This is a genomic window from Streptomyces naganishii JCM 4654 (genome assembly GCF_014650575.1).
Classification (GTDB): Bacteria; Actinomycetota; Actinomycetes; order Streptomycetales; family Streptomycetaceae; genus Streptomyces; species Streptomyces naganishii.
The window spans coordinates 149889-175211 of record NZ_BMVF01000014.1; the positions used below are offsets into that span (position 1 = coordinate 149889).

Consider the following 25323-nt stretch of genomic DNA (forward strand, 5'->3'; position numbering starts at 1 on the left):
CTTCCGCGGCCCGGGGCAGCAGCTCCTTCCCTCCTGACCCACCCGGCCCGGGGCCTTGAGCCATCCTGCCGGGAGCGTCCCCGTGTGCGCGTCCGCGCACCGGTGCCGTTCGCGTGCGCCACCCCGCGTTGCCGCGCGGGCCGCGCGACGCGCTGTCCGGCGTCAGGGAGGCGGAGCGCCGCCGTGGGCCGCCCGGTGCCCCGTCACCTCGGGGCAAGGGGGTGTTCACCGTGGCTGCCCACACTCTGCTCATGTCCACCACGGCCCGTCTGCGCGACCGCCGGGTCCATCTGGAGCGCCGCGCCACCGCTTCCAGGGCGGTGCGTGCCTCGCTCGTCTCGCTGGCCGGACTGGTCGGCGGACCGGTCACCAACCAGGCCGGCGAGGAGGTCGGCCGCGTCGCCGACGTCGTCGCCCGGCTGTACGGGCAGGATCCGTACCCCCCTGTCACCGGGCTGATCCTGCGGATCGGCCGGCGGCGGACCTTCCTCGCCGCCGACGCGATCGGCAAGGTGCGGGCCGGGCACGTGCGGCTGCGCACCGCCCGCGTCGACCTGCGCGACTTCGCCCGCCGGCCCGGCGAGGTGCTGCTGGCCAAGGACGTCCTCGACCACCAACTCGTCGACGTGGACGGGGTCCAGGTCACCCGGGCCGCGGACCTGTACCTGGCGCCGCTGGTCGACCGGGTGGTGCTGGTCGGCGTGGACGTGTCGCTGCCCACGCTGCTGCGCCGGCTCGGCCCGCGCCGCTGGCAGGCCCGGCCCACCCCCGAGCGCGTGCTGGACTGGCAGGCGATCGCCCCCTTCGCCGAGCAGGCCACCGAGGGGCCGCCCGAGGTACGGCTGCGCGCCTCCCGGGCGGCGCTGCACCGGCTGCGCCCGGCCGACCTGGCCGACATCCTCGAGGACCTCGGCCGCGCCGAGCGCCAGCAGCTGCTGGGCTGGCTCGAGCCGGAGCAGGCCGCCGACGCCCTGGAGGAGATGGAGCCGGCCGAGCTGGAGAACCTGCTGCGCGAGGCACAGCCGGAGCACGCGGCCCGCCTGGTCGACGCGATGGAGCCGGACGAGGCCACCGACGCGCTGCGCGACCTCACCGCGGAGGAGCGCGAGGCCCTGCTGACCCGTATGCCAGCCGGTGAGGCCGCGGAGCTGCGGCGGCTGCTCGCGCACCCGGAGGGCACCGCGGGCGGCGCCATGACCACCCTGCTGGTCACCGCCCGCCAGGACGAGACGGTCGCCGAGGTACGCGGCCGGCTCGCCGAACAGCCCGGCCACCGCACGGAGATCGACGCGGTCGCCGTGGTGGACGAGGACGGCAGGCTGCTGTGCGACATGGCCCTGTTCGACCTGGCGGTGGCCGAGGACTCGTCGACGGTGGCCGATCTCGTGGGCTGGCTGGCCCAGTTCGGGCCGCCCGTCACCGTGCACGCCGGCACCGCGCTGGCCGAGGCCGCCGACCGGCTCGTCGCCGCCCGCGCCTCCTCGGTGCTCGTGGTCGACGACTCCGACCGCCCCATCGGCCGCATCCTGGCCGACGACCTGCTCGACGCCCTGCTGCCCGAGCGCGGGCGCCTGCACTTCCGGAGGTTCCTGCAGTGACCCACGACCTCGACTCCGCCGGGGCCGGCACGGCACAAAACTCCGGAAGCCCGGGGCCCGCACTCGCGCCCGGGGCCAACCCGCCCGCCCAGCGCCGGGGTTGGCGGCGCATCACCATGGTCGCCGCGATCGCCGGCCCCGGCCTCGTCGCCGCGAACGCCGGCAACGACGCGGCCGGCATCGCCACCTACGCCTCGGCCGGCTCGCAATTCACCTACGGCACCCTGTTCTTCATGGTGCTGGTCACCGTCGCCCTGGTGATGGTGCAGGAGATGGCGGTACGGCTCGGCGCCCACACCGGCAAAGGGCTCGGCGCGCTGATCCGCGAGCAGTTCAGCCTGCGCCTGACCGCGCTCGCCGTCTTCTGCCTGCTGCTCGCCAACACCGGCCTGGTGGTCAGCGAGTTCGCCGGCATCGGCGCGGCCTTCGAGCTCCTCGGCGTGCCCAAGTGGGCGGTCATCCCGCCGGCGGCGGCGCTGCTGTGGGCGCTGGTGCTGTTCGGCTCGTACCACTGGGCCGAGCGCATCTTCCTGATCATGTCGCTGGCGTTCTTCGCCTACCCGGTCGCGATGATCCTCGGCCACCCCGACTGGGCTTCCGTCGGCCACCACCTGGTCGTGCCGCACATGGAGCCCGGCAAGGACTTCATACTGCTGGCGGTCGCGCTGATCGGCACCACGGTAAGCCCGTACATGCAGTTCTACGCCGCGGCGGGCGTCGTCGACCGCGGCGCGCGGCCCGCCGACTACCCGCTCATCCGCGCGGACGCCGTCCTCGGCGCCGTGTTCGCCTGCGTCATCAGCCTGACCATCATCATCGCCACCGCCTCCGCCATCGGCGGCACCGGCCCGCTCGACTCGGCCGCGCAGGCCGCGCAGGCCCTCGAACCGGTCGCGGGCAAGGAGGCCGAGCTGCTGTTCGCCCTCGGTCTGCTCGGCGCCTCCGCCCTGGCCGGCGCCGTCGTACCGCTGTCGGCGAGCTACGCGGTGGGCGAGGCCGCCGGCGTGGAGCGCTCCGTCTCCCGCAGGTTCCGCGACGCGCCGCTCTTCCTGGGCCTGTTCACCGCGCAGATCGTGCTGGGGGCGGCGGTGGCGATGACGCCGGTCGACGTCATCCAGCTGCTGATCGGCACCCAGGTGCTGCAGGGGCTGATCAGCCCGGTGGTGCTGGTCTACCTGCTGGTCCTCACCAACCGCCGTTCCCTGCTCGGCGACGCGGCCAACGGGCCGCGCCAGCGGGTGGCGGCCACGGTCGTGGTCGTCGGCGTGGCCGCCATGTCCACCATCCTGCTCGTGCAGACCCTTCTGGGCTGGTTCGGCCTCGGCTGACCCGCTCAAGTCTCTTGCTCGACCGATCGCATGACGGCTCGTCAGGTCCAAGAGAGGGCGAGAGGGCGGCCCCGCCCGGGACCGCCCTCTCGCCGGAGTGCTCCGTACCGCCGCTAGCGCACCACGGTGATGCGGTCCGCCGCCGTCGGCGCGTACGGCGCGGAGGCGGAGGAGTGGGCCGTGAGGTAGGCGACCAGGGCCGCCAGGTCGTCGCCGCCGACGAGCTGGTCCGTGCCGTTGGCCAGTTCGCCGAAGCCGTCACCGCCGCCCGCCAGGAAGGAGTTCATGGCGACGCGGTAGGTGGCCGCCGGGTCGACCGGCTTGCCGTCGATCCTGATGGAGTCGGCGACCACGCGGTCGGCGCCCGTCTTCGTCAGGTCGAGGGTGTAGGTGAGGCCCGAGGAGATCTGGAGGATCTTCGGCACGGCGGCGTTCGCCCCGCTCACCTGCTGCTTCAGCACGGTGATCAGCTGTGCCCCGGTGAGGGTCTTGAGGTTGACCGTGTTGCTGAAGGGCTGCACCGCGAAGCCCTCCCCGTAGGTGACCACGCCGTCGCCCTCGCTGCCGGAGGCGGCGTGGACGAGGTCGGCTCGGATGCCGCCGGGGTTCATGAGGGCGAGGTCGGTGCCGCTGTCGAGCGTCTTGCCGTAGGCCAGCTGCGCGTCGGCCACGAGGTCGCCGAGCGGTGATTCGGGGGTGTCCCCGGTGCCGCGCGTGATGTCCCGCGCGATGTAGCCGATCGGCTTGTCGGCGACCGGGGCCGCGAGGGCCTTCCAGTGGTCGATGAGCCGCGTCAGGTCCGGCGCCTGCGGCTGGGTGCGGTCCACGACGTGGTTGGAGCCCTTGACCGAGGCCCGGACGATGTCGTGGGTGCGCCAGTCGTACCGCATGTCCAGCTCGGTGAACAGCCGCCCGTAGGAGGCGGCGCTGGTCACCAGGCGCGGACGCCCCGCGGGGTCGGGGATGGTGCAGACGTAGGCGTTGTGGGTGTGCGCGGTGACGAGGGTGTCGACCTCCGGCGAGACCTTCTTGGCGATGTCCACGATCGGGCCGCTCAGGCCCGAGCCGCTGCCGCCGGCGTCGCAGTCGTAGTTGTAGGCGGAGGAGGCCGGGTAGCCGCCCTCGTGGATCAGCGCCACGATCGCGTGCACGCCCTGGCGCTGGAGCACCTTGGTGTACGTGTTGATCGTGTCGGCCTCGTCGAGGAACTTCAGCCCCTTCACGCCGTCCGCGGAGACGATGTCGGGGGTGCCCTTGAGGGTGACGCCGATGAAGCCGACCCGGACGCCCTTGACGTTCTTGACCACGTACGGCTTCAGCAGCGGCCGGCCCGTGGACTCGTCGACGACGTTGGCCGAGAGGATCGGGTAGCGCGCTCCCTCGAAGGTGCGCCCGGGCTCGTAGCAGCCGTCGACCGGGTGGCAGCCGCCGTTCTGGAGGCGCAGCAGCTCCTTCTTGCCCTCGTCGAACTCGTGGTTGCCGACGCCGGTGACGTCCAGGCCGAGCTTGTTCATCGCCTCGACGGTCGGCTCGTCGTGGAAGAGGCCGGAGAGCAGCGGGCTGGCGCCGACGATGTCGCCGGCCGCGACGGTCAGGGAGCGGGCGTGGCCCTCGCGGGCGGTGCGCAGGCTGTTCGCCAGGTAGGCGGCCCCGCCCGCGTCCACGTTCTTCGTGGTGCCGTCCGGCTGGAGCTCGGTGACGCGCCCGGAGGAGCCGGCGGGCGGTTCGAGGTTGCCGTGGAAGTCGTTGAGGGCGAGGAGCTGGAGGTCGGTGGTGCGGCCGTGGCTGTGGCTCGAGTGGCCGGGGCGGCTCGAGTCACCGCCGCCGGGACCGGCCGCCTGGGCCGGCGCGGCGGCGGTGAGCGCCCCCAGGGTGGCGAGAGCGGCGGCCGTGGCGAGAGCGGTGGACAGGGCTCTTCGCGGAGCCGGGCGACGTGGGCGTGTCGGTGACATGGGCCCCCCTCTGACGTGATCGGTTCAAGAACGGGCGAACGGCCGCAGCCTAGGGTCAACGCGCGTAGTTGTCAGGAGCTTTGCGATGACGGCCCGGTTTCCGTTGGCTGTTCGTCCGGGCGTTCGACGTCCGGGGGCGCGCCCGTTGTCGGCCCGCCCGGGCCCGGTCTCGACTTCGCTCCCGGGCCCGTTGCCGACTCGTTCCCGGCCGCCCTCCCCCGGCCCTTTCTCGACTCGCTCCAGGCCCGTTCCCGGCTCGTTCCAGGCCCATTCCGACTCGGCGTGGCGGCTCAGAACCGCGGTTCGCACTCGGCGTGATCCGGCGCGGCGAGGGCCGCGAGGGCGAGGGCGGCCCAGCTCAGGGCGGTGACGACCGTGCCGGCGCGGCGCACCCGGCTGGGCAGGGTGGTGCCGAGCAGCACGGCGTCGCCCACGTCGGAGGCGATGCGCACGGCGGTGGCGGTGACCAGGGCAGGACCGGCCGGGGCGAGCAGCATGGCGAGGCCGCTCGCGGCGTCCCGCCAGGCCAGCGGCCGCAGCACCATGGCGGTGTGCGGGCCGGTGTTCCCCTCGGGGCCCACCAGGCCCGTGGGCCGCGCCAGCCAGTCGGGGCGGCAGGCGACCGCGATCCCGTAGGCGGCCGTCGCCGCGCCGATCGTCCGCAGCAGTTCTGTCCGCACCCTACGCACCTCCACCTTCACGGGCCGACGGACCGGCGGCCCGACGGGCGGAGCGGACGCACCGGCGGCCCCGCCCGGCCATGCCTACCCGCCGTGCCCCGCGTGTCACGGGCCGACCGGCCGACCGGACCAGTGACGTGCCCCTCGCCCCGTGACATCCGGGGCACGGCGGGTAAGTGATTGTGCAGACCAGTGGAACGCAGGGATGGCGCGGCACAGTGGAGGAACGCCATGTTCGAGGCCCAGGACGTCCGCCAGTGGCGTGGACACGCGGTGCACGGCACGGACGGCAGCAAGATCGGTGAGCTGGAGGCGATCTACGTCGACACGATCACCGACCAGCCGTACTTCGCGACGGTGAAGACCGGCATGCTGGGGCGTCAGCGACTGGTGTTCGTGCCCCTCACCGGGGCCACCGTCAGCCCCGGCCACCTCAACGTCGCCTACGACAAGAAGCTCGTGAAGGACGCTCCCGCCATCGACACCGACGGCGAGCTGCCGGTGGAGGAGGAGCCCGCGATCTTCCGGCACTACGAGCTGAACTACCAGCCCGGATCCGCCGGGGAACGGCGCCTGGCCCGCCGGTAGACCGGCCACGCGCCGGCCGCGCCGGTCCGCCGGCCGCGCCGGCCGCGCCGGACCGGCGGACGGTCGCGTGGACGGCTGAGTGGTGCGGCCGCGTGACCGGCCGCGTGGACCGCTCCCGTTCCTGGCCGGGCGTCATGGACGGGAGCGGTCGTGGTGCGGGCGGCAACCGCCTGGTCACTCCTTGGCCGACTGCTCGGGGATGGACTTCTCGGGCGGAGGCGGAGGCGGAGGCGGGGGCGGCGGGCGCGGGGGGCGGAAGATGATGTCCTCGTACGCCTCCATGACGAGGATGAGCAGCAGCATGCCCACGGGGACGAGCAGGGGCAGCAGAATCACGAGGCCTCCCGGAACGCGGTGATCAGGCCTGTGAGCCGCACCTGACCGGCGGACGGGTGCGGTGGGCGGGGCGGGTCCCTGGCTGACCTGCGGGCGGGTGCGGTGGGCGGGGCGGTCCCTGCCAGCGTGCGCTCCGGGGCGCCGTCCCGCAGTCGCGGTTGCTCTGTTCGGGTGCTTGCCGCGGGCCCGTGCCCTGCGCGGGCGGCCGGGCCCGGGCCGTGTCCTGCCTCTCCTTGCCTTGCCTGTGCCTCTTCTCACATTCGCGGTCGAAAAGGGCATTCCGTGACGACGGCCACTTCGTCTCGCGCCCGCTTTGTTTACGTTCGCTCTTCAGTGCCCCCTGTCCGCATCCCCGCCGAGGCCTGCCTGATCATGCCCCACGCCTTCTCCCCGTCGTGTCCCAAGTCCGCGCCGGCCGCCCGCCGCCGGCGGCGTGCCCTCGCCTGCGCCGGCGCCCTGCTGGCCTCGGTGACCACGCTCGTCTCCGTCGGCACCGCGCACGCGGCACCGGCGGCCGCGGCACCGGGCACCGCCTCCCCGGCCAAGCCCTGGGTGACCGCCGCGGTGCTCGGCCTCGACGACGGGAGCCGTGAGCCCACGCTGTACGGCGAGGACGCGCCCTACGACACGGCCAGCATCATCAAGGTCGACATACTCGCCGCGCTGCTGCTCCAGGCGCAGGACGCCGGACGGCACCTCACCGCGCAGGAGCGCGCGCACGCCGAGCCGATGATCAGGAGCAGCGACAACGCGGCCGCCAACGCCCTGTGGCGGCAGATCGGTCGGGCGACCGGCCTGGAGTCGGCCAACAAGCGCCTGGGCCTGACCGACACGAAGGGCGGCCCCGGCCCCCGCTGGGGACTGACCCGCACCACGGCGAGCGACCAGATCCGCCTGCTCCGCGCGGTGTTCGACGCCCCGGCGAAGGCCCCGGCATCCAAGACGGCTTCCAAGGCGGCGTCCAGCGCGCTGACCGAGGAGTCCAAGGCCTACATCCGTACGCTGATGACCCGGATCCAGAACGATCAGGCCTGGGGCGTGTCCGCGGCCTCGGGTGCCCAATGGGCGCTGAAGAACGGGTGGTTGCAGCGCGACCCGTCCGGCCTGTGGGACGTCAACAGCGTCGGCCGGATCACGGTGGGCGGACACCACTACCTGGTCGCCGTACTCTCGGACGGCAACCGGTCGATGAACGAGGGCGTCACCCTGGTGGAGCGGGCGGCACGCCAGGCGATCACCTCGGCCACCGCCGGCACCTGACACCTGCCCACGAGGCGGTTCGCCGTCCTCCCCCAGCGGCCGGCACGGGTCAGGCCAGGCAGTACGGCCGCGCGGGCCGGTACCGGTCCGGGCCGTGGTGATCTTGGCTGATATAGGGTGCCGCTCGGTTGGAGCACCGTACAGCCGCTGACCGCCTACGCCGAGCCCGGCTCGGTGGCCACCGCGCAGGTCCCGGGCGGTTCCGTCGTGGTGACGTACACGCAGAAGCGGTTCGTCTCCAGCCGTACGGTGCGCCGCGACTTCGTCGCGCAGACCCTCGCCGTCGGCAGCGTGTCGAAGCCGCGCACCCTCAACTCGCAACGCGACGGCACGACCAGCGCGGGCCGGGTCGCCACCGACGGCAAGGGCCGCCCGGTCGCGGTGTGGACGCAGTCGGCGGACGACGGCTCGTCGCGGTCCTCGTACACCGCGACCACCGCCACCCGCTCCCGCCCGAAGTGGCACGACTACGCCGACGACACCCGCGCGGACCTCGTGGGCGCCGCGCGCAGCGACGCGATGAACCTCTACACGGGCGACGCCGCCAACCCGCTGACCACCTTCCAGGTGCGCCCCTGGCCGGCCGGGACGCGGGTCGTGCCGTTCGGCGACTTCGACGGCGACCGCTGCAACGACCTGATCGTCCGCATGCCCGGCGGGGAGGGCCGCCTCTACACGCCGGTCTGCGGCGGACTGCCCACGCCGGACTCCCCCTGCACCCGGCTGTCCAAGGACTGGAGCGGCTACGACACCCTGCTCGCCGCCGGCGACCAGACCGGCGACGGCCGCCCCGACCTGCTGGCCCGCGACGCGGCCACCGGCAACCTCTACCTCTACGCCCACGACGGCACGGGCGGCTTTCGCCCCCGGGTCAGGATCCGCTCGGCGTGGACCGGTTACCGGCGCGTCATCGGCGCGGGAGACCTCGACGGGGACGGCACCGGCGACGTCCTCGCCCTGGACAAGTCCGGCGAACTGTGACGCTACAACGGCACGTCCGCCGGCAGGCTCAAGGACCGCGTCCTCGTCCTCAAGGACTGGGGCGGCAGTTACAAGGACGTCGTCGGGGCGGGCGACGTCGACGGCGACGGACGCGCCGACCTCGTCTCGCGCGACACCTCGAACGTGCTGTGGCTCAACGCCGGCACGGGCAAGGGCACCTTCAAGAACCGCGTCCGGCTCGGCGAGGCGAACTACTGGAAGAGCTGGGCGTCGCTGGCCTGACGGCCGCCGCGCCCGCGCGCACGTGGTACCGGTCCTCCCCGGCCGCCTGCGGCTCGGGCCGCGCCCGGTCGGGCCGGCCCGCGCGGGTGGGGGGTGACGGCCGGGGAGGACCGGAGATCAGCGGTGCGTCCGGTGCGGGCCGCCGGCTCGGCACGGCCCGCACCGGTGCGAACGGCGCGGTCAGCGTGCCGTGTTGAGCTGGGCGAGCGCCTTGGCCAGGCCGTTGGCCCACAACTGGTCGACCCGGGCGCGCTCGTTGGCGTTCGGGTAGCGGTTGGTGCAGGACGGGCCGGGGCCGCCGCCCGACATCAACTCGCTGCAGGGGCCGCTGTAGTGGTCGGGCAGGCCGAGCACGTGACCGGTCTCGTGGGCCGTGACGCGGACCGAGTCGTACTGCTGGTTCTGGGAGTAGTCGAGGAAGATGTAGCCGCCGCCGTGGCCGTCGGTGGAGGCGTAGGACCCCTGCGGGTCGCTGCCCTCGTAGTAGGTGAAGTCGGCGTTGCCCGTCGTCGCGCGGAGCTTGACGTTGGAGACCGAGCTGTTCCAGATCGAGGCGGCGCTCGATATCTGGGAGCGGAAGCTCGGCGCCTGGGAGGCGTCGTAGTAGACGGTGACCGACTGCAGGTCCGGGTGCGCGGCCTGCTTCCTGGCCACCGACTTCACCACGGCGTCGAAGAACGCGTGGTTGCCGGCCGCGTTCTCGGCCGTGCCGGAGTACCGGGCGTACGCGGCGCCGGTGGTGTGGGACGGGGCGGCCGTGCCGGCGCTCGCCGGGGCGGCGGTGCCGAGCGCGGCCGAGGCCAGGCCCAGGCCGAGCGCGAGGGCCAGGAGTCTCCTGGAGGCGCGGGCGGGCTTCTGGGCCGTCTGTGACGACTTCATGTGGGGGGCTCCTACTCGTTCCTGTGGGGGGTGAACGATGGGTTGCACAGGAGTGTCGGGCAGCGCGGCGGCCGCGCGGATGATGGCAACTGGGGATAGCCCCGGGGCTATCGGGGCCGACTCGTGCGGATCCGTTGGGATTTGAACATCTGGTGCGGCGCCCGGCCCCCGCCCTACGCTCCCCCCATGGAGCTCGAGGTGAGGCACTTACGCGTGCTCTGCGCCATCGCCGACGCCGGCAGCCTGCACCAGGCCGCCCGCCGGCTCGGCATGGCGCAGCCCTCGTTGAGCACCCAGTTGCGTCGCATCGAACACGCCCTCGGCGGGCCGCTGTTCACCCGCGACCGGACCGGCTGCCGCCCCACCCCGCTCGGTCACGCGGTGCTGAGCCGGGCCAGGCCCCTGGTCGCCGAGCTCGCCGCGCTCGTCACCGAGACGCGGGCCGCGGCCGCCCGCGCCTCCGGCGGCGTCCACTTACGCATCGGCGCCACCGCGAGCCGGGCCATACCGGGCTGGCTGCGCCGGCTGCGCGCCCGCGGGCCGGGCACCGAACCCACGCTCCAGATGGACGTGTCCGCGAACGCGCTGCTGCGCATGGTCGCCGCCGGCCGGCTCGACATGGCGTTCGTGCACGAGGTGGAGGGCAGCCCGCTGCGCGTCCCGCCGGGGCTGCGCCTGCGCGTCCTGGTCGAGCGCGAACCGCAGTTCGTCACCCTCGCCGTGGATCACCCGGCGGCCGCGCGGCACGAGATACCGCTCGCCGACCTCGCCGGGGAGCGCTGGATGGTCGACTCCACGGTCGACGGCGAGTGGGACGCCCTGTGCCGGGTGCTGCGCGAGGCGGGGCTCGAGCCGGAGCTGCTGCACGGCGACTACCTCACCGCGTACTCCCTGGCGGCCACCGGTGAGGTCGTCACGGTCAGCCAGCCCACCGCGCACCCCCGCTCCGACCTCGCCATGCGGCCCCTGCGCGGCGACCCGATCGGCGTACGGCTGCTGCTCGCGGCCCGCACCGAGGACGAACTGGACTTCGGTTACGACGAGTTGGAAGAGGCGTACTGGGACGCGGCCCGCCAGGCGCCGGCCTACCGCGACTGGCTGGAACGCCGGGGCATCCCCTGCGCGCCGCACCCCTTGGCGACGACGGCCGACGCGAGGGCGTGAGCCTGGAGCGCCGCGTGAAGCCGGGGCCCCGCGTGAGCCGGCGCGCCGGATTTGCCTTGGAGTGAACTCCAGCGTTCACACTGTCCGCGGCCGAAAACCTTCCCGCGGACAGAGAGGCGGCAGCGGATGGACTCCGAGACCACGCGCCGTGCCCGGCACCCCTTGCCCTACGACAGCTACCGGCAGGCCGTCGAGCGGGAGACCCTGCGCTTCGCCGAGGTGGCCGGGGGCGCGGCGCCCTCCACCGCCGTGCCGTCCTGCCCCGGCTGGACTCTGGCCGACCTCACCCGGCACGTCGGCTCCCTCCAGCGCTGGTTCTGCGCGCTGCTGACCCGGCGGGTGCAGGAACCGCCGCGCGACCGCGACGTGGACCTCGGGCTGCCGGAGCGGGCGGACGAGTGGCCCGCGTGGGTGGCGGCGGGCGTACCGGCGGTGGCGAAGGTGCTGCGGGACACGGACCCCGACGCGCCGATGTGGGCCTGGGGCGAGGACCGGCACGCGCGGTTCTGGGCGCGGCGGATGCTGTGCGAGACCCTGGTGCACCGGGTGGACGCCGAGCGGGCCCTCGGTCTGGAGCCGGACATCGACCCGGTGACGGCGGCGGACGCGGTGGACGAGTTCCTCGTCAACCTGCCGTACGCCCATCTCTTCGCGCCCGCCGTGGCCGAGCTGCGCGGCGCGGGCGAGATCCTCGCCTTCCGGTGCGCCGAGCCGGACGGCGGCCCGGGCGAGGAGTGGCGCGTACGGCTCGACGCCGGCGGATTGCACCCGCTGCCGTCCACCGGGGCGGGCGCGGCGCCCTCGGACACGCCGACGGCGACGGTGCGCGGGCGGGCCGCCGACCTGCTGCTCCTGCTCTACGGGCGGAGCTCGTACCGGGACCCCGCCTTCGAGGTGTCCGGAGGGACCGAGGTCCTCGACCGCTGGTTCGCCCACACCGCGTTCTAGACCCGTTCACGGGGCAACCCGGTCGGTGCGGTCCCGGCCGCGCCGGCCCGCACCGCACTCCGTGATCGTGATTCGTGATCGAGGAGAAGAAGATGGCCATCGACACCGTCGAACGATTCCTCACCGCTCTCGACCCGCACCACAGGGAGCAGGTCCAGCGGTTGTCGCACGAGGAGCAGGTGAAGCTCGCCGACGCCTGGGAGGCGGAGCTGCGGCAGGACACCGACCTCGACACGCTCAGCGAGCTGTCCCCGCCCGCGGCGGAGAGCGAGGCGGCGGCCCGGGTGGCGGGCAAGCTCCTCGAATAGGGGCACCGCAGGATTCGCGGTCCCCAAGGTGCGGGGACGCACCTTTTGCGGTACCGCACGGGCCCGTACAGGACAAAAACGTGCGATTTGGCGTCACATCGGACCATGCCCGACCATGGGTCCCGCCCGGCGATCCCGGGCACCAGTTCGAAGAGAGGCGCACCACCCCATGCACGTCACCGGAACCGTCCCCCCACCGGCTCCGGCCCCGCAGGAGACCCCCGCGGCCCCCGTCCCCACCGAGAACCCCACCGCGAGCTCCACCGAAAGCCCCGCCGGTGACACCGGCAGGCACGCCCGCCGCTTCGGGCTGCCGGTGGCGACCGCGCTGGTCATGGGCAACATCATCGGCGGCGGCATCTTCCTGCTCCCGGCCTCCGTCGCGCCGTACGGCACGGTCAGCCTGATCGCCTTCGGCGTCCTGACCGTGGGCGCCATCGCCCTGGCGCTGGTCTTCGGCAGGCTCGCCGAGCGCGACCCGCGCACCGGCGGCCCCTACGTCTACGCCCGTGAGGCCTTCGGCGACTTCGCCGGGTTCCTCGCCGCCTGGGCGTACTGGATCACCACCTGGGTGTCGAACGCGGCGCTCGCCGTGGCCGCCGTGGGCTACCTCGACGTGCTGATCCCGGTCAACGGCCACCGCTGGACCGCGTGTCTGGCCGCCCTCGCCCTGCAGTGGCTGCCCGCGCTCGCCAACTTCGCCGGCACCCGCTACGTGGGCGCCGTCCAGCTCGTCTCCACCGTGCTGAAGTTCGTGCCCCTGCTGCTGGTCGCGGTCGGCGGGCTGTTCTTCTTCGACCCGCGCAACCTCGGCCCCTTCCACGCGGGCGGCGGCAGCACCCTCGGCGCGGTGTCCGCCTCCGCCGCCATGCTGCTCTTCTCCTACCTCGGCGTGGAGTCCGCGGCGGTCAGCGCGGGCGAGGTCAGGAACGCCCGGCGCAACGTGGGCCGCGCGACCGTGATCGGCACCGCCGGGGCCGCGCTCGTCTACCTGCTCGGCACGCTGTCCGTCTTCGGCACGGTCGCCCACGACCGCCTGGTGACCTCCACCGCGCCGTTCACCGACGCCGTGAACGCCATGTTCGGCGGAGCCTGGGGCGGCTGGGCCGTGGCGCTGGCGGCCCTGGTGTCGATGACCGGCTGTCTCAACGGCTGGACGCTGCTGAGCGCCCAGACCCCGTACGCCGCCGCCCGCGACGGCCTCTTCCCGGCCGCCTTCGCCCGCCGGCGGCGCGGCGTGCCCACCGTGGGCGTCGGCGTCACCGTCGTCCTCGCCTCGCTGCTCACCGTCTACAACTACGCCTCCGGCTCGGGCAAGGTCTTCCAGACGCTGGTCCTGGTCACCACGTTCACCGCGACCGTGCCCTACCTGCTGGCCACCGCCGCCCAGCTGTTCCACCTGGTCTCCGGCCGGGGCGAGCGGGTCGACCGGGCGCGGCTCGTGCGGGACGGCGTGATCGCGGCGGTGGCGACCGCCTTCTCGCTGTGGCTGGTCGCGGGCGCCGGGTACGCGGCGGTGTACCAGGGCGTGCTGTTCCTCTTCGCGGGCGTCGTCGTGTACGCGGTGCTGGCGGCCCGGCGGCAGCGCACCGCCTGACCCTGTGGAATTCCTGTCCGCGCGCTGTCCGCACCCCGGTTAAAGAAAAGTACTGAGTCTGATCAGAATTCACTACAACCGGCCTGATTCGGCACTCGGGGGCCCGTGCGGCGGTGAAACTGCTGCGCATGGCTACGACAGTCCTCGAACCGAACGCCCCCGCCGGCACGGGCCGCCGCGCACCGTGGAAATCACCGGCGGACCAGCCGGCGTACGCACGTCCGGCGCTGCTCGCCGTCACCGTGCTCGCCGCCGTGCTCTACGCGTGGGGAATCGGTCACAGCCAGTACCACCCCTTCTACGCCGACGCCGTGCGCAGCATGACGGAGAACTGGAAGGCGTTTTTCTACGGCTCTTTCGACCCCGGGAATTCCATCACGCTGGACAAACTCCCGGGATTCCTCTGGCCGCAGGCGATCTCCGCCCGGCTCCTCGGTTTCCACCCCTGGGCGCTGACCCTGCCCCAGGTGCTCGAAGGGGTGGCGAGCCTGCTCGTGCTGCACCGCCTGGTGCGGCGCTGGGCCGGTGTCCCGGCGGCGCTGATCGCCTGCACGGCGTTCGCGCTGACCCCGGTGGCCGTGGGGCTGTTCCGTACGACGGTCGAGGACCCCGCCTTCACGCTGTGCCTGCTGCTGGCGGCCGAGGCCACCCAGCGCGCCGCGCGGGACGGCCGGCTCCGCCCGCTGCTGCTCGCCGGCGTGTGGGTGGGGCTCGGCTTCCAGGCCAAGATGCTGGAGGCGTGGGCGGTGCTCCCGGCGCTCGCGCTGGTGTACCTGGTGTCCGCCCCGCTCACGGCGCGCAGGCGGCTGGCGCACCTCGCGCTCGCGGCCCTCGTCACGACCGCCGTGTCGGCGTCCTGGATCCTGGCCGTCACCCTCACCCCGGCGCGTGAGCGGCCGTATGTGGACGGCACCACCAACAACTCCGCGTTCAGCATGGTGGTCGGCTACAACTTCCTGAACCGCTTCTCCTCGCTCGGCGTCAGCGCGGCCTCCACCGGCAGTGTGAGCGCGACACAGGGCGGCGGGGGCAAGAACGGCGGCGGTTCGCGGGCATCGCGGGAATCGCTGACCGAGAGGCCCGCGGGTGCGCAGGCGCGCCGTGCCGGGGCGGCGGCCGGGGCCGGCGGCGTGACAGCCGGGGGGGCCGGCGGCCGGGGCGGGGACGGGCAGGAGGGATGGGGGAAGATGTTCGGCACCTCGCTGGCCCCGCAGACCGGCTGGCTGTACCCGTTCGCCGCGGTCGCCGTCGTGTGCGGCCTGCTGTGGCGGCGCGGGCGGCCGCGCACCGACCGGCTCCGCTCCGGTCTCCTCCTGTGGGGCACCTGGCTGGTGACGTACTTCCTGGTCTTCAGCGCGGGCAGCGTCGGCCCCCACATCTACTACATGGGCGTGATCGCGGTGCCGCTGGCCGCGCTCACCGGGGGCGGCACCGTGCTGATGTGGCGGGCCTGCCGGGCGGGTGGCCCCCGCGCCTGGGCGCTGCCGGTCGCGGTGGCCGCGACGGCGGCGTGGAGCGCGTACCTCGTGAGCCTGTTCCCGGAGTTCCTGCCCTGGCTCGCGCCCGCCGTGGGCCTGCTCGGGCTCGGCGCGGCCGTACTGCTGCTCCTGGCCCGGCCCGGGTCCGCCGCGTCCCGCGGCCGGCTCGCGCTCGCGGCTCCGGCGGCGGCCCTCGCGGCGGTGCTGATCGCGCCGAGCGCGTGGGCGGCGCAGGTCTTCAATCCGGCGTACGGCAATTCCGGCATGGGCTCGGTCGGCCCGACGGGCATGAGCCGTTCCCACGGCCGCGTCGTGCCGGCGGCCGCGCGCACGGGATGGCCCGCCTGGGGCCGCACCGCCGGGCGCGGCGGGAGCCGCGGCCTCGGCCGCCCGGGCGCCCCCGCCGGCTCCGGCGGTCCCGGCCGCACCGGCGGCTTCCGCATGGGCGGCAGCGGCACGGGCGGCGGACTCACGGCCGGCCAGCGGGAGTTGCTCGCCTACACCACCGCACACCAGGGCTCGGCCCGGTATGTGTTCGCCACCCCCGGCTGGAGCAGCGCGTCCCCCTACATCCTCGCCGCCGGCGCCCATGTGCTGCCGCTCGGCGGCTTCACCGGCAAGGTGCCGTTCCCGACCCCGGCCGGCTTCCGGCACCTGGTGGACTCCGGCGAGCTGCGGTACGTACTGCTCGGCGGCGGGCGCGGGACGGGCGGTCCGTCCGCCGGCTTCGGTGGTTCCGGTGGTTCCGGTGGTACGACCTCGGCCGCGCGGATCACGGACTGGGTCCGCTCCTCCTGCGCCCCCGTCCCGGCCTCGGCGTACGGAGCCACCGACGGGCCGGTGACGGGCGAGACCCTGTACCGGTGCGGCCCGGGGCGCTGAACCGGACCCGCGCGGGCCAGTTGCCGACCACTTGTTTCCAGCCTCTGGCCAGAGGGACATACCGAGCGGTATACAAGCCCGGTCGAACGTGCGGCGGCGCCGCGAGCCGGTGTCCGCCGCACGTCAAATCCGGTGCAGGGGGAGGGCGTTCATGGCGCAGGACACACACCCGGGTGGCGCGGGGCGACGGCGCGGCCGGCCGGTGGCGGTGGGGGCGGCGCTCGGGGCCTGTGCCCTCTTCGCCGTCTCGGCGACACCCGCGGCGGCGCACGGCACGGGCGGGGACGGGGACGGGGGCCGCGGCACGGACTACGTGGCGCTGGGCGACTCCTACACCTCGGGCCCGGGCATCCCCCGGCAGGTCGACGCGGGCTGCGCCCGCTCGGACCACGACTACCCCTCACTGGTGGCCGCGGCGCGCGGGGTGAGCACCTTCAAGGACGTCAGCTGCGCCGGGGCGACCACCGACGACATGTGGAAGCCGCAGGGCGCGAACGACGCCCAGCTCAACGCGGTGGGACGGGACACGGACCTGGTGACGGTCCAGATAGGCGGCAACGACGTCGGCTTCGGCTCCATCATCGCCACCTGCGCCCGGCTCGGCTCGCAGCAGCCGGCCGGGGACCCGTGCCGGCGGTACTACGCCTCCTCGGGCGTCGACGAGCTGGCGCTGAACGTGCTGCGCACCGCGCCGAAGGTGGACCGGGTGCTGCGGGCCGTGCACGTCAGGGCGCCGCACGCCCGGGTGGTCGTCGTCGGCTACCCGGACCTGCTGCCCGACGACGGCAGCGGCTGCTTCCCGTCGGTGCCGTTCGCCTCGGGGGACTTCCCCTATCTGCGGGACACCGAGAAGCGGCTGAACCTGATGCTGCGTCTGGTGGCCGCGTGGAACCACGCGGAGTACGCCGACACCTACCGGCCCACGCGCGGCCACGACATGTGCGAGGCCCCCGCGGACCGCTGGATCGAACCCCTTCAGCCCGCCTCGCCGGCCGCCCCCGCGCACCCCAACGCCAAGGGCGAGCAGGCCATGGCGGACACCGTGCTGGGCCTCCTGGCCAGGGGCCACGGACACCGCTGAAAACCGTCGGCACACCGTCAACGGTCCGGCCGGAGCGCACCGGCCGGACCGCCGGGCCACACCGGCCGGCCCGCTCAGCCCGCGTTGGGGCGGGCGAGCCCGACGTCGTAGGCGAAGATCACCGCCTGGACCCGGTCGCGCGCCCCCAGCTTGGCCAGCACGCGGCCGACGTGGGTCTTCACCGTCGACTCCGACAGCACGAAGCGGGCGGCGATCTCGCCGTTGGTCCAGCCCTTGCCGATGGCCACGAGGATCTCGCGCTCCCGCTCGGTGAGGGAGTCCAGGCGCCGGTCGGCGGCGGCGCCGGCCGGGTGGGGCGGGACGTACTGGGCGAACTCGTCCAGCAGGCGACGGGTGAGCGCGGGCGCGATGACCGCGTCCCCGACCGCCACGGCCCGGATCCCGGCGAGGAGTTCCTCGGGCCGCGCGTCCTTCAGGAGGAACCCGCTGGCGCCCGCCCGCAGGGCCGCGTGGACGTACTCGTCGAGGTCGAAGGTGGTCAGCACCAGGACGCGCGAGCGCTCCCCGGCGGCGACGATGCGCCGGGTGGCCTCGATGCCGTCCATCCCCGGCATCCGTACGTCCATGAGGACGACGTCGGGCCGCATTTCGGCGGCCATGCGCACCGCCTGGGCGCCGTGCGCGGCCTCGCCGACCACCTCCGTCTCCGGTACGGAGTCGAGCAGCAGCCGGAACCCGAAGCGCTGGAGCGGCTGGTCGTCCACGACCAGCACGGTGGTCACCGGGCACCGCCCGTGGGCGAGAGGTCGAGGGTGGCGTCCACGCTCCATCCCCCGCCCGTCACCGGTCCCGCCTGGACGCTGCCGCCGTAGAGCGCGGCTCGCTCGCGCATGCCCACCAGCCCCTGTCCTTCCTCGTTCACGGGTCCGATCCGGGCCCGTCCGGCCGCGCCGGTGTCCTGGACGCGGATGCGCAGCCGGGTGTCCTCCACCATGATCGCCAGTCCGACCCGGCTGTCGGACCCGGCGTGCTTCAGCGTGTTGGTGAGCGCCTCCTGCACGATGCGGTAGACGGTCAGCTGCACCCCGCCGTCCAGGGCGTCGACGTCCCCCGCGGTGCGGTACACGACGTCCAGTCCGGCGGCCCGCACCCCGGCGCACAGCGCGTCGATGTCGCCGATGCCGGGCTGGGGGCGCAGTTCCGGGCCGTCCGGCGGGCGCCCGTCCCCTGCCTCGCGCAGCACGCCGAGTACGCGCCGCAGCTCGTCCAGGGCCTGGCGGCCGGTGTCGCCGATGAGCGTCAGGGCCTGCTTGCCGCGTTCGGGCGCGGTGTCGGTGGCGTACGCGCCGGCGTCGGCGAGGGTGATGATGACGGAGAGGTTGTGGCCGACGATGTCGTGCATCTCCCGGGCCACGCGGGCGCGTTCGGTGGCGGCGGCGAGCCTGCTGCGCTGGTCGCGTTCGATCTCCAGGCGGGCCGCCCGCTCCCGCAGCCCGGCGAGCTGGGCGCGGCGGATGCGTACCACCAGGCCGAGGGCTAGGGCCGCGGTGGCGGTGCTGAGCAGGAAGAACAGCGCGTCCCAGACGGACACCACCCGCGCCGCGCGCAGCGCCACCAGCAGCAGTCCGGCCGCCATGACGGCGCAGGCCCAGGGCAGCTGCCGCAGCCGCCCGTGCAGGGCCAGGCTGTAGAGGGCGATGAACAGGGCCACGTCCGCGCGCAGCGCGGCGCCCAGCGACCACTGGAGCACGAACACGGCGGCGATCGCGCCGAAGGCGACCACCGGCCGGCGCCGCCGCCACAGCAGCGGCAGCACGAGGCCGGCCTGGAGGGCGAGCAGGGCCGGCGTCGGCAGCCGGGCGAACGCCAGCCGGAACCGGCGCGGGCCGTCGCCGTCCGCGCCGCCCGCGTGCAGCAGGTCCGGCAGGCAGAACAGCAGGAAGGCGGCCAGCACGACCGCGGTGTCCAGCACCCAGGGCCGGGCCCGGTCGGCGAGCCGCAGCCGCCGGCCGGCCCGGCCGAGCCGGGCCGCCAGCGGCGCCAGCCCGCCGATGTCCTCACCAGTGCTCACGTACGTCACCCGGTCATGGTGCAGTGCTCACACGTCACTGCGCACCAGCCGGTACGCCGCGCCCGCGAGCGCCAGCACCGTCCAGCCGAGGAAGACCAGCAGTCCGGAGGTGGGCGACAGGGTGCCCGAGTCCTGGGTGAGGGCGAACATCGCCTTGCCAGCATTGCTCGGCAGGTAGGGGCTGAAGTCGCTCTGCCAGGAGCTGGGCAGCAGGGTGACCAGGCCCGGGATCAGCATGAGGGTGGCGACCAGGACGGAGATGCCGCCCGCGACCGACCTCAGCAGGGCGCCCAGGGCGATCCCGATCACCGCGACCAGCCCGAGGTAGAGGCCGGCGCCCAGCAGGCTGCGTACGACACCGGAGTGGGACAGGCCGAGGGCGGCGGGCGTGCCGGAGACGATGCGGCTGCCGAACACGAAGGCGACGAACGCGCCGGACGTGCCCAGCACCAGCGCGACCACCCCGAACACCGCCGCCTTGGACCACAGCACGGGCAGCCGGCGCGGCACCGCCGCCATGGTGGAGCGGATGACGCCGGTCGAGTACTCCCCCGCCGTCACCAGCACGCCGAGGACGCCGAGGGCCAGCTGGGCGAAGTTCGTACCGAAGAGGGAGAGACTGACGGCCGTCGACCGGGCGAAGTCGCGGTCCATGCGGCCGGAGCCGATGCCCGACCGGTAGCGGGTGGCGGCGATCAGCCCGAAGGCCACCAGGAACAGCAGGCCGAGGCCCAGGGTGATCCAGGTGGAGCGCAGCGACCAGAGCTTGGCCCACTCGGCGCGCAGGACGCGCCGTCCGGTGACGCGGTAGGCGGGGCGTGCGGGGACGGCCTCGCGCTGCCCGGCGGTCGTGGTGAGGGTGGTGCTCATGCCGGCCTCCCGAGGGACTCGACGCCCGTGGTGCCGTGGTACTCCACGGCGTCCCGGGTCAGCTCCATGAAGGCGTCCTCCAGGGACACCGTGCGCGCGCTCAGTTCGAACAGGGCGATGCCGTGTTCGGCGGCCTTGAGTCCGATCTCGCGCGCGGTCAGCCCGGTGACCTGGAGCTCCTCGGAGCCGACCCGGCCGGTGACGACGACGTCGGGGCCGGCGAGGACGTCCCGCAGCCGCGCCGGGTCCGCGGTGGCGACCTTCACGGTGTCGCCGCCGGTCTCCCGGATCAGGTCGCGCACGGTGGTGTCGGCCAGCAGCCGGCCGCGGCCCACGACGATCAGGTGGTCGGCGACCAGCGCCATCTCGCTCATCAGGTGGGAGGAGACGAACACCGTCCGGCCCTCCGAGGCGAGCTGGGTCAGCAGGTTGCGGATCCACAGCACGCCCTCCGGGTCGAGCCCGTTGACCGGCTCGTCCAGCATCACCGTCTGCGGGTCGCCGAGCAGCGCGGCGGCGATGCCGAGGCGCTGGCCCATGCCGAGCGAGAAGGCGCCGGCGCGTTTCCTGGCCACGCTGCCGAGACCGGCGAGCTCGATCACCTCGTCCACGCGGCGGCCGGGGATGCCGTGGGTCAGGGCCAGCGCCTTGAGGTGGTTGTGGGCCGAGCGGCCCGGGTGGACCGACTTCGCCTCAAGCAGCGCGCCGACCTCCTGGAGCGGGGCCCGGTGCTGGGCGTAGCGGCGGCCGTTGACGGTCACCGAGCCGCTCGTCGGGGCGTCCAGGCCGACGATCATGCGCATGGTGGTGGACTTGCCCGCGCCGTTGGGTCCGAGGAACCCGGTCACGGTTCCCGGCCGCACGGTGAAGTCCAGACCGTCCACGGCCGTCTTCTCCCCGTATCTCTTGGTCAGCTGCTGTGCCTCGATCATCGGCGCTCCTTTCCTCGGCGTACGGCGCGCCCGGCTCCTTCGCGCCTCACCCGCAACGCTAAGAGCCGCGCGGGCCGGGGCCGTGGTACCAGGGGGCCGAACGGCGGCAGGGAGTGGTACCGGGGTACCACTCGTGCGAACGGGCCCGCGGGACCGATCCGCCGGGCGCGCGGCCACGGATTCGGCGCGGGGGGTTTCGCCGGGGGACGTCCGAGGAGAATGGCGTGATGCCGATGTCGCGGAGTGACGAGGAGCAGCGGGCCGCTTCCGCGCTGGTGGTGCGGCACCTGCCCGAGCGGCCGCGGGCGGCCGTGCTGACCCTGCACGGGGGCCGGCCGGAGAGTCTGGAGGCGGCGCGGCCCTGGCATCTGGCCGCGCTCAGGATGCGCCCGGTGCTGCGGGCGGCCGCGCTGGCCCTGTCCCTGGACGAGGTGGTCCTCGGGCAGGTGCGCTACCGGCACCGCGGCTGGAACGGCGGCGATCCGGCGCAGGACGCCTTCCGCGCGCTCAGCGAACTGGGCCGCCTCGTGGGAGAGGTGCCCGTGGTGCTCGTCGGCCACTCCATGGGCGGCCGTGCGGCGCTGCGCGCGGCGGCCCGTCCCGGCGTGCGCGGGGTGCTGGCCCTGGCGCCGTGGCTGCCGGAGGGCGAACCCACCTCGCATCTGGGCCGTGCGCGGGTGGTCGTGCTGCACGGCGACCGGGACCGGGTCACCAGCGCCGCGTCGTCGGCCGACTTCGTGCGCCGGGCGCGGAGTTCGGGGGCGCGGGCGGGCGCCGTGCTGATCGGCGGCGGGGACCACGCGATGGTGCGCCGCTCGGGCCTGTGGCACCGCTCGACGGCCGGCGTCGTCGCGGAACTGCTGGAGCCCGGACAGCGCCCCGGGGGACTCGCCGCCGAGAGCTTCACGGCCGCCGGAGCACTCGTCCTGTAGGCGGACGCGGCGTCCGGCGACGCCTTCTCGACCGTGGCCGCCTGGTCCCCGGGCGCTTCGCCCGCGGGCCGGGGTCGCGGCTGCGGTGGGTGCTGGAGCAGTACGCACGCCGAACGGGCGACAGGGCGGGGCCGGGCTTGGCGCCCGGCCCCGCCGGGTCAGTCGCCGAGGGCGCTCAGCACCACCTGCTTGGCCTCGTCCTGCACCTGGCTGAGGTGGCCGGGGCCGTGGAAGGACTCGGCGTAGATCTTGTACACGTCCTCGGTGCCCGAGGGGCGGGCGGCGAACCAGGCGTTCTCGGTGGTCACCTTGATGCCGCCGATGGACGCGCCGTTGCCCGGGGCCTCGGTGAGCACCGCGGTGACCGGCTCGCCCGCGAGGGTGTCGGCGCCGACCTGGGCCGGGGACAGCTTGCCCAGGCGTGCCTTCTGCTCGCGGGTGGCGGGCGCGTCGATGCGGGCGTAGGCGGGCTCGCCGAAGCGGGCGGTGAGGGCGGCGTAGTGCTCGGAGGGCGTCTTGCCGGTGACCGCGGTGATCTCGGAGGCGAGCAGCGCCAGGATGATGCCGTCCTTGTCGGTGGTCCACACCGAGCCGTCGCGCCGCAGGAAGGACGCCCCGGCGGACTCCTCCCCGCCGAAGCCGAGCGAGCCGTCGACCAGCCCGTCCACGAACCACTTGAATCCCACGGGCACCTCGACGAGCCGGCGGCCGAGGTCGGCGGCGACCCGGTCGATCATGCCGGACGACACCAGCGTCTTGCCGACGCCCGCATCCGCCGGCCACCGGGTGCGGTGGGCGTAGAGGTAGGAGATGGCGGCGGCGAGGTAGTGGTTGGGGTTCATCAGGCCGGCGTCGGGGGTGACGATGCCGTGCCGGTCGGCGTCGGCGTCGTTGCCCGTGGCGATCCGGAACCGGTCGCGCTGCTCGATGAGCGAGGCCATCGCGTACGGCGAGGAGCAGTCCATGCGGATCTTGCCGTCCCAGTCCAGCGTCATGAACCGCCAGGTGGGGTCGGTGAGCGGGTTGACCACGGTCAGGTCGAGGCGGTGCTGCTCGGCGATGCGGCCCCAGTAGTCGACGGAGGCGCCGCCGAGCGGGTCGGCGCCGATGCGCACCCCGGCGGAGCGGATCGCGTCCAGGTCCAGCACGCTCGGCAGGTCGGAGACGTAGGCGCCGAGGAAGTCGTGGCGTCCGGTGCCGGGCGCGGCGAGCGCCTGGGTGTACGGGACGCGCCGTACGTCCTTCAGGCCGGCCGCGATGATCTCGTTGGCCCGGTCCTGGATCCACGAGGTGGCGTCCGAGCCGGCCGGGCCGCCGCTCGGCGGGTTGTACTTGAAGCCGCCGTCGGCGGGCGGGTTGTGCGAGGGCGTGACGACGACGCCGTCGGCGAGGCCCGAGGTGCGGCCGCGGTTGTGGGTGAGGATGGCGTGCGAGACGGCCGGGGTCGGGGTGTAGCCGTCCGCGGAGTCGATGAGGACGCTCACGTCGTTGGCGGCGAACACCTCCAGCGCGGTGACGCGCGCGGGCTCGGACAGGGCGTGCGTGTCCGCGCCGAGGAAGAGCGGGCCGTCGGTGCCCTGCCGCGCGCGGTACTCGCAGATGGCCTGGCTGGTGGCGGCGATGTGGTCCTCGTTGAACGCGGTGGCGAGCGAGGACCCCCGGTGGCCCGAGGTGCCGAAGGCCACCCGCTGGTCCGGCTCCCCGGGATCGGGGTGCAGCGCGTAGTACGCCGTCACCAGCCGGGCGACGTCGATCAGGTCCTCGGCACGGGCCGGCTCGCCCGCTCGCTCGTGCTGCATGGCACCCACTCCTCCACATTCCGGTGCTGCGTCCGCTCGCGTTCTCATCTTCCCCCCGCCTGCGGCGCGATCCGCAATCCGGCCCGCGCCGGCCGCTCCCCCGGCGGGTGTCAGCCGCGGAAGATGTTGACCGAGCGGGCGACCACCAGCGCGATGGTGAGGAAGGAGACGGAGGCCTGCGCCGCCATCAGCAGCTTGGCCCAGCGGGACAGGGGCATGGTGTCGGTGGGGCTGAAGGCGGTGGCGTTGGTGAAGGACACGTACAGGTAGTCGGCGAAGGCCGGCTCCCAGTCCGGATGGGTCATGTCCCCGCTCTGCATCTGCGGGAAGAGGAAGTCGGTGTACTCGGCGCGGCCGGCCGCGCGGGCCGCCGGGCCGCCGCGGTCCCACTCCCAGTACCACAGGGCGAAGACGATGACGTTGGTCAGCCAGATGCCCGCCGCGGCCATCAGCAGCGCCCCGGCGTCGTTGCCCTCGGTGCCGCGGACCAGGCCGCGGATCAGCAGGACCGCCGACCAGCCGTTGGCGAGGCTGACGAGGGCGGCCAGCGCCAGCCCGCCGCCGCGCAGCAGCGTGGTCGTCCGGCCGGTGCGGGGGTGGAAGGTCGGGAAGAGCGCCACGAGGAGCAGCAGTTCGAGGGCCGGAAGCAGCCAGTCCGGGTGGAAGGCCAGCCGTCTGGGCAGGAGCAGTTGCAGCGCGACCGCGCAGAGCACGGCGGCCGTCACGGCCCAGCGCGACTCCCCGCCGGTGGGCCGCCGCCAGGCCGGCTCGGCCCGCCGGTCCTGGGCCGTCAGCAGTTCCTCCAGCCGTGCCAGCCGTTCGTGCAGCCCCTTGACCTCTTCGTTCACGAGCCCAGTGTGACCTATGCCGGGAACACGGCAGAACCGGTCGGGAAGCCGTCCTTCCACGCCGGCTTCCGATCATCGTCCGTCACTCCTGGAGATCCGGCCCGGGCGCGCCGACCGGGTGCCTACGGTGCGACGACGGGTGGGACGGCAGACGCCGGACCGCCGCAGCCGACAACCAAGGGAGGGCGCTGTGGCGAGCGTGGAAGTATCGCTGAAGGAAATGATGACCTCGGTCGAGGGGGCGCTGGGCGCGGCCGTCGTCGACTACACCAGCGGCATGGCGCTGGGCACACTCGGCGGGGGCAAGGACCTGGACCTGACGATCGCCGCGGCGGGGAACACGGACGTGATCCGCGCCAAGGTGCGCACGATGGAGCAGCTCGGCCTCAAGGGACAGATTGAGGACATCCTGATCACCCTGGAGAGCCAGTACCACCTCATCCGCCTGGTCACCGGCCGCAACGGCAACGGCCTGTTCCTGTACCTGGTGCTGGACAAGAGCCGCTCGAACCTGGCGATGGCCCGCCACCAGCTCAAGCGCGTCGAGGAACAGATCGAGATCTAGCGCGGTCCCCGGTCCGGGCCGACGCGTGCCCGTGATGTGAAG

Annotated in this window: 23 protein-coding genes and 1 pseudogene; 14 read left to right on the forward strand and 10 right to left on the reverse strand. The window is 74.0% G+C overall.

The genetic code is table 11. The annotated features are described in order from the left end of the window. The first annotated feature begins 251 nt into the window (after nt 1–251). Nucleotides 252–1598 carry a magnesium transporter MgtE N-terminal domain-containing protein gene (locus tag IE217_RS24465; protein WP_190180078.1) on the forward strand — a complete coding sequence of 449 codons (1347 nt, stop codon included), beginning with the start codon at nt 252–254 and terminating at the stop codon, nt 1596–1598. Further along, nucleotides 1595–2926 carry an NRAMP family divalent metal transporter gene (locus tag IE217_RS24470; protein WP_229865575.1) on the forward strand — a complete coding sequence of 444 codons (1332 nt, stop codon included), beginning with the start codon at nt 1595–1597 and terminating at the stop codon, nt 2924–2926. The genes IE217_RS24465 and IE217_RS24470 overlap by 4 nt, the downstream gene beginning before the upstream one ends. Nucleotides 2927–3039: 113 nt before the next feature. On the opposite strand, the gene IE217_RS24475 is transcribed toward IE217_RS24470, so the two are convergent. Together IE217_RS24475 and IE217_RS24480 are read right to left on the reverse strand one after the other, a co-directional pair. Next, on the reverse strand, nt 3040–4878 hold the full coding sequence (locus IE217_RS24475; protein ID WP_190180079.1) for a bifunctional metallophosphatase/5'-nucleotidase: 1839 nt from the start codon (nt 4876–4878) through the stop codon (nt 3040–3042). Between the two features lie 290 nt (nt 4879–5168). Continuing rightward, nucleotides 5169–5558, reverse strand: coding sequence for a hypothetical protein (locus IE217_RS24480; protein WP_190180080.1), 390 nt, complete (start codon nt 5556–5558; stop codon nt 5169–5171). A gap of 231 nt (nt 5559–5789) precedes the next feature. Here IE217_RS24480 and IE217_RS24485 point away from each other — a divergent pair, with 231 nt between their 5' ends. Continuing rightward, complete coding sequence (locus IE217_RS24485) at nt 5790–6146, forward strand: PRC-barrel domain-containing protein (RefSeq protein WP_190180081.1); 357 nt, start codon at nt 5790–5792, stop codon at nt 6144–6146. Between the two features lie 174 nt (nt 6147–6320). Here IE217_RS24485 and IE217_RS24490 read toward each other — a convergent pair whose 3' ends face one another. Next, nucleotides 6321–6482, reverse strand: a complete 162-nt coding sequence (locus IE217_RS24490; RefSeq protein ID WP_190180082.1) for a hypothetical protein — start codon at nt 6480–6482, stop codon at nt 6321–6323. A 372-nt stretch (nt 6483–6854) separates the two neighbouring features. On the opposite strand from IE217_RS24490, the gene IE217_RS24495 reads away from it, so the two are divergent. The 3 genes and pseudogenes from IE217_RS24495 to IE217_RS35460 form a co-directional block, all read left to right on the forward strand. After that, a complete protein-coding gene (locus IE217_RS24495) occupies nt 6855–7742 on the forward strand; it encodes a serine hydrolase (protein ID WP_190180135.1) in 888 nt (295 codons plus the stop codon). 117 nt (nt 7743–7859) lie between these two features. Beyond that, on the forward strand, nt 7860–8723 hold the full coding sequence (locus tag IE217_RS24500; protein WP_190180083.1) for an FG-GAP-like repeat-containing protein: 864 nt from the start codon (nt 7860–7862) through the stop codon (nt 8721–8723). Nucleotides 8724–8828: 105 nt separating this feature from the next. Next, nucleotides 8829–8966, forward strand: a pseudogene (locus IE217_RS35460) (FG-GAP-like repeat-containing protein); the annotation flags it as partial. 180 nt (nt 8967–9146) lie between these two features. Here the strand turns inward: IE217_RS35460 and snpA are convergent. Further along, the gene (gene snpA, locus IE217_RS24505; protein WP_190180084.1) at nt 9147–9845 is read right to left on the reverse strand and encodes a snapalysin; all 699 of its coding nucleotides are present in this window, start codon (nt 9843–9845) and stop codon (nt 9147–9149) included. A 186-nt stretch (nt 9846–10031) separates the two neighbouring features. On the opposite strand from snpA, the gene IE217_RS24510 reads away from it, so the two are divergent. The 6 genes from IE217_RS24510 to IE217_RS24535 all read left to right on the forward strand — a co-directional run bounded on the left by IE217_RS24510 (nt 10032) and on the right by IE217_RS24535 (nt 17303). Continuing rightward, a complete protein-coding gene (locus IE217_RS24510; protein ID WP_190180085.1) occupies nt 10032–11009 on the forward strand; it encodes a LysR family transcriptional regulator in 978 nt (325 codons plus the stop codon). A 126-nt stretch (nt 11010–11135) separates the two neighbouring features. Continuing rightward, nucleotides 11136–11957, forward strand: coding sequence for a maleylpyruvate isomerase family mycothiol-dependent enzyme (locus tag IE217_RS24515; RefSeq protein WP_190180086.1), 822 nt, complete (start codon nt 11136–11138; stop codon nt 11955–11957). A gap of 92 nt (nt 11958–12049) precedes the next feature. Beyond that, a complete protein-coding gene (locus IE217_RS24520; protein ID WP_190180087.1) occupies nt 12050–12265 on the forward strand; it encodes a hypothetical protein in 216 nt (71 codons plus the stop codon). Between the two features lie 169 nt (nt 12266–12434). After that, the gene (locus tag IE217_RS24525; RefSeq protein WP_190180088.1) at nt 12435–13862 is read left to right on the forward strand and encodes an amino acid permease; all 1428 of its coding nucleotides are present in this window, start codon (nt 12435–12437) and stop codon (nt 13860–13862) included. A gap of 128 nt (nt 13863–13990) precedes the next feature. Beyond that, nucleotides 13991–16222: an ArnT family glycosyltransferase gene (locus IE217_RS24530; RefSeq protein ID WP_190180089.1), complete on the forward strand. Its 2232-nt coding sequence runs from the start codon at nt 13991–13993 to the stop codon at nt 16220–16222. A gap of 151 nt (nt 16223–16373) precedes the next feature. Then, nucleotides 16374–17303: an SGNH/GDSL hydrolase family protein gene (locus tag IE217_RS24535; protein ID WP_190180090.1), complete on the forward strand. Its 930-nt coding sequence runs from the start codon at nt 16374–16376 to the stop codon at nt 17301–17303. Nucleotides 17304–17377: 74 nt separating this feature from the next. Here IE217_RS24535 and IE217_RS24540 read toward each other — a convergent pair whose 3' ends face one another. From IE217_RS24540 to IE217_RS24555, 4 genes are read right to left on the reverse strand one after another with little or no spacing between them, the layout of a single operon-like run. Then, complete coding sequence (locus IE217_RS24540; RefSeq protein ID WP_190180091.1) at nt 17378–18046, reverse strand: response regulator; 669 nt, start codon at nt 18044–18046, stop codon at nt 17378–17380. After that, complete coding sequence (locus IE217_RS24545) at nt 18043–19344, reverse strand: sensor histidine kinase (protein ID WP_190180092.1); 1302 nt, start codon at nt 19342–19344, stop codon at nt 18043–18045. The genes IE217_RS24540 and IE217_RS24545 overlap by 4 nt, the downstream gene beginning before the upstream one ends. A gap of 18 nt (nt 19345–19362) precedes the next feature. Continuing rightward, nucleotides 19363–20205 (reverse strand): ABC transporter permease, encoded by an 843-nt coding sequence (locus IE217_RS24550; protein WP_190180093.1) that lies wholly within the window; start codon nt 20203–20205, stop codon nt 19363–19365. Beyond that, nucleotides 20202–21137 (reverse strand): ABC transporter ATP-binding protein, encoded by a 936-nt coding sequence (locus IE217_RS24555; RefSeq protein ID WP_190180094.1) that lies wholly within the window; start codon nt 21135–21137, stop codon nt 20202–20204. The genes IE217_RS24550 and IE217_RS24555 overlap by 4 nt, the downstream gene beginning before the upstream one ends. A gap of 227 nt (nt 21138–21364) precedes the next feature. Here IE217_RS24555 and IE217_RS24560 point away from each other — a divergent pair, with 227 nt between their 5' ends. After that, nucleotides 21365–22069: an alpha/beta fold hydrolase gene (locus tag IE217_RS24560; RefSeq protein WP_229865576.1), complete on the forward strand. Its 705-nt coding sequence runs from the start codon at nt 21365–21367 to the stop codon at nt 22067–22069. Nucleotides 22070–22227: 158 nt separating this feature from the next. On the opposite strand, the gene pgm is transcribed toward IE217_RS24560, so the two are convergent. Next, nucleotides 22228–23868: a phosphoglucomutase (alpha-D-glucose-1,6-bisphosphate-dependent) gene (gene pgm / locus IE217_RS24565; protein WP_190180095.1), complete on the reverse strand. Its 1641-nt coding sequence runs from the start codon at nt 23866–23868 to the stop codon at nt 22228–22230. Between the two features lie 110 nt (nt 23869–23978). Next, a complete protein-coding gene (locus tag IE217_RS24570) occupies nt 23979–24716 on the reverse strand; it encodes a DUF1345 domain-containing protein (RefSeq protein WP_190180096.1) in 738 nt (245 codons plus the stop codon). A 190-nt stretch (nt 24717–24906) separates the two neighbouring features. Here IE217_RS24570 and IE217_RS24575 point away from each other — a divergent pair, with 190 nt between their 5' ends. Further along, nucleotides 24907–25281 carry a roadblock/LC7 domain-containing protein gene (locus tag IE217_RS24575; protein WP_190180097.1) on the forward strand — a complete coding sequence of 125 codons (375 nt, stop codon included), beginning with the start codon at nt 24907–24909 and terminating at the stop codon, nt 25279–25281. Nucleotides 25282–25323: the final 42 nt, after the last annotated feature.

Excerpts from the sequence above, each read along its gene's own strand:
- IE217_RS24530 (WP_190180089.1), top strand. The coding sequence starts at position 13,991 with ATGGCTACGACAGTCCTCGAACCGAACGCCCCCGCCGGCACGGGCCGC.
- IE217_RS24485 (WP_190180081.1), top strand. The coding sequence starts at position 5,790 with ATGTTCGAGGCCCAGGACGTCCGCCAGTGGCGTGGACACGCGGTGCAC.
- IE217_RS24475 (WP_190180079.1), bottom strand. The coding sequence starts at position 4,878 with ATGTCACCGACACGCCCACGTCGCCCGGCTCCGCGAAGAGCCCTGTCC.
- IE217_RS24515 (WP_190180086.1), top strand. The coding sequence starts at position 11,136 with ATGGACTCCGAGACCACGCGCCGTGCCCGGCACCCCTTGCCCTACGAC.
- snpA (WP_190180084.1), bottom strand. The coding sequence starts at position 9,845 with ATGAAGTCGTCACAGACGGCCCAGAAGCCCGCCCGCGCCTCCAGGAGA.
- IE217_RS24560 (WP_229865576.1), top strand. The coding sequence starts at position 21,365 with ATGCCGATGTCGCGGAGTGACGAGGAGCAGCGGGCCGCTTCCGCGCTG.
- IE217_RS24535 (WP_190180090.1), top strand. The coding sequence starts at position 16,374 with ATGGCGCAGGACACACACCCGGGTGGCGCGGGGCGACGGCGCGGCCGG.
- IE217_RS24555 (WP_190180094.1), bottom strand. The coding sequence starts at position 21,137 with ATGATCGAGGCACAGCAGCTGACCAAGAGATACGGGGAGAAGACGGCC.
- IE217_RS24495 (WP_190180135.1), top strand. The coding sequence starts at position 6,855 with ATGCCCCACGCCTTCTCCCCGTCGTGTCCCAAGTCCGCGCCGGCCGCC.
- IE217_RS24510 (WP_190180085.1), top strand. The coding sequence starts at position 10,032 with ATGGAGCTCGAGGTGAGGCACTTACGCGTGCTCTGCGCCATCGCCGAC.
- IE217_RS24550 (WP_190180093.1), bottom strand. The coding sequence starts at position 20,205 with ATGAGCACCACCCTCACCACGACCGCCGGGCAGCGCGAGGCCGTCCCC.
- IE217_RS24525 (WP_190180088.1), top strand. The coding sequence starts at position 12,435 with ATGCACGTCACCGGAACCGTCCCCCCACCGGCTCCGGCCCCGCAGGAG.
- pgm (WP_190180095.1), bottom strand. The coding sequence starts at position 23,868 with ATGCAGCACGAGCGAGCGGGCGAGCCGGCCCGTGCCGAGGACCTGATC.
- IE217_RS24465 (WP_190180078.1), top strand. The coding sequence starts at position 252 with ATGTCCACCACGGCCCGTCTGCGCGACCGCCGGGTCCATCTGGAGCGC.
- IE217_RS24520 (WP_190180087.1), top strand. The coding sequence starts at position 12,050 with ATGGCCATCGACACCGTCGAACGATTCCTCACCGCTCTCGACCCGCAC.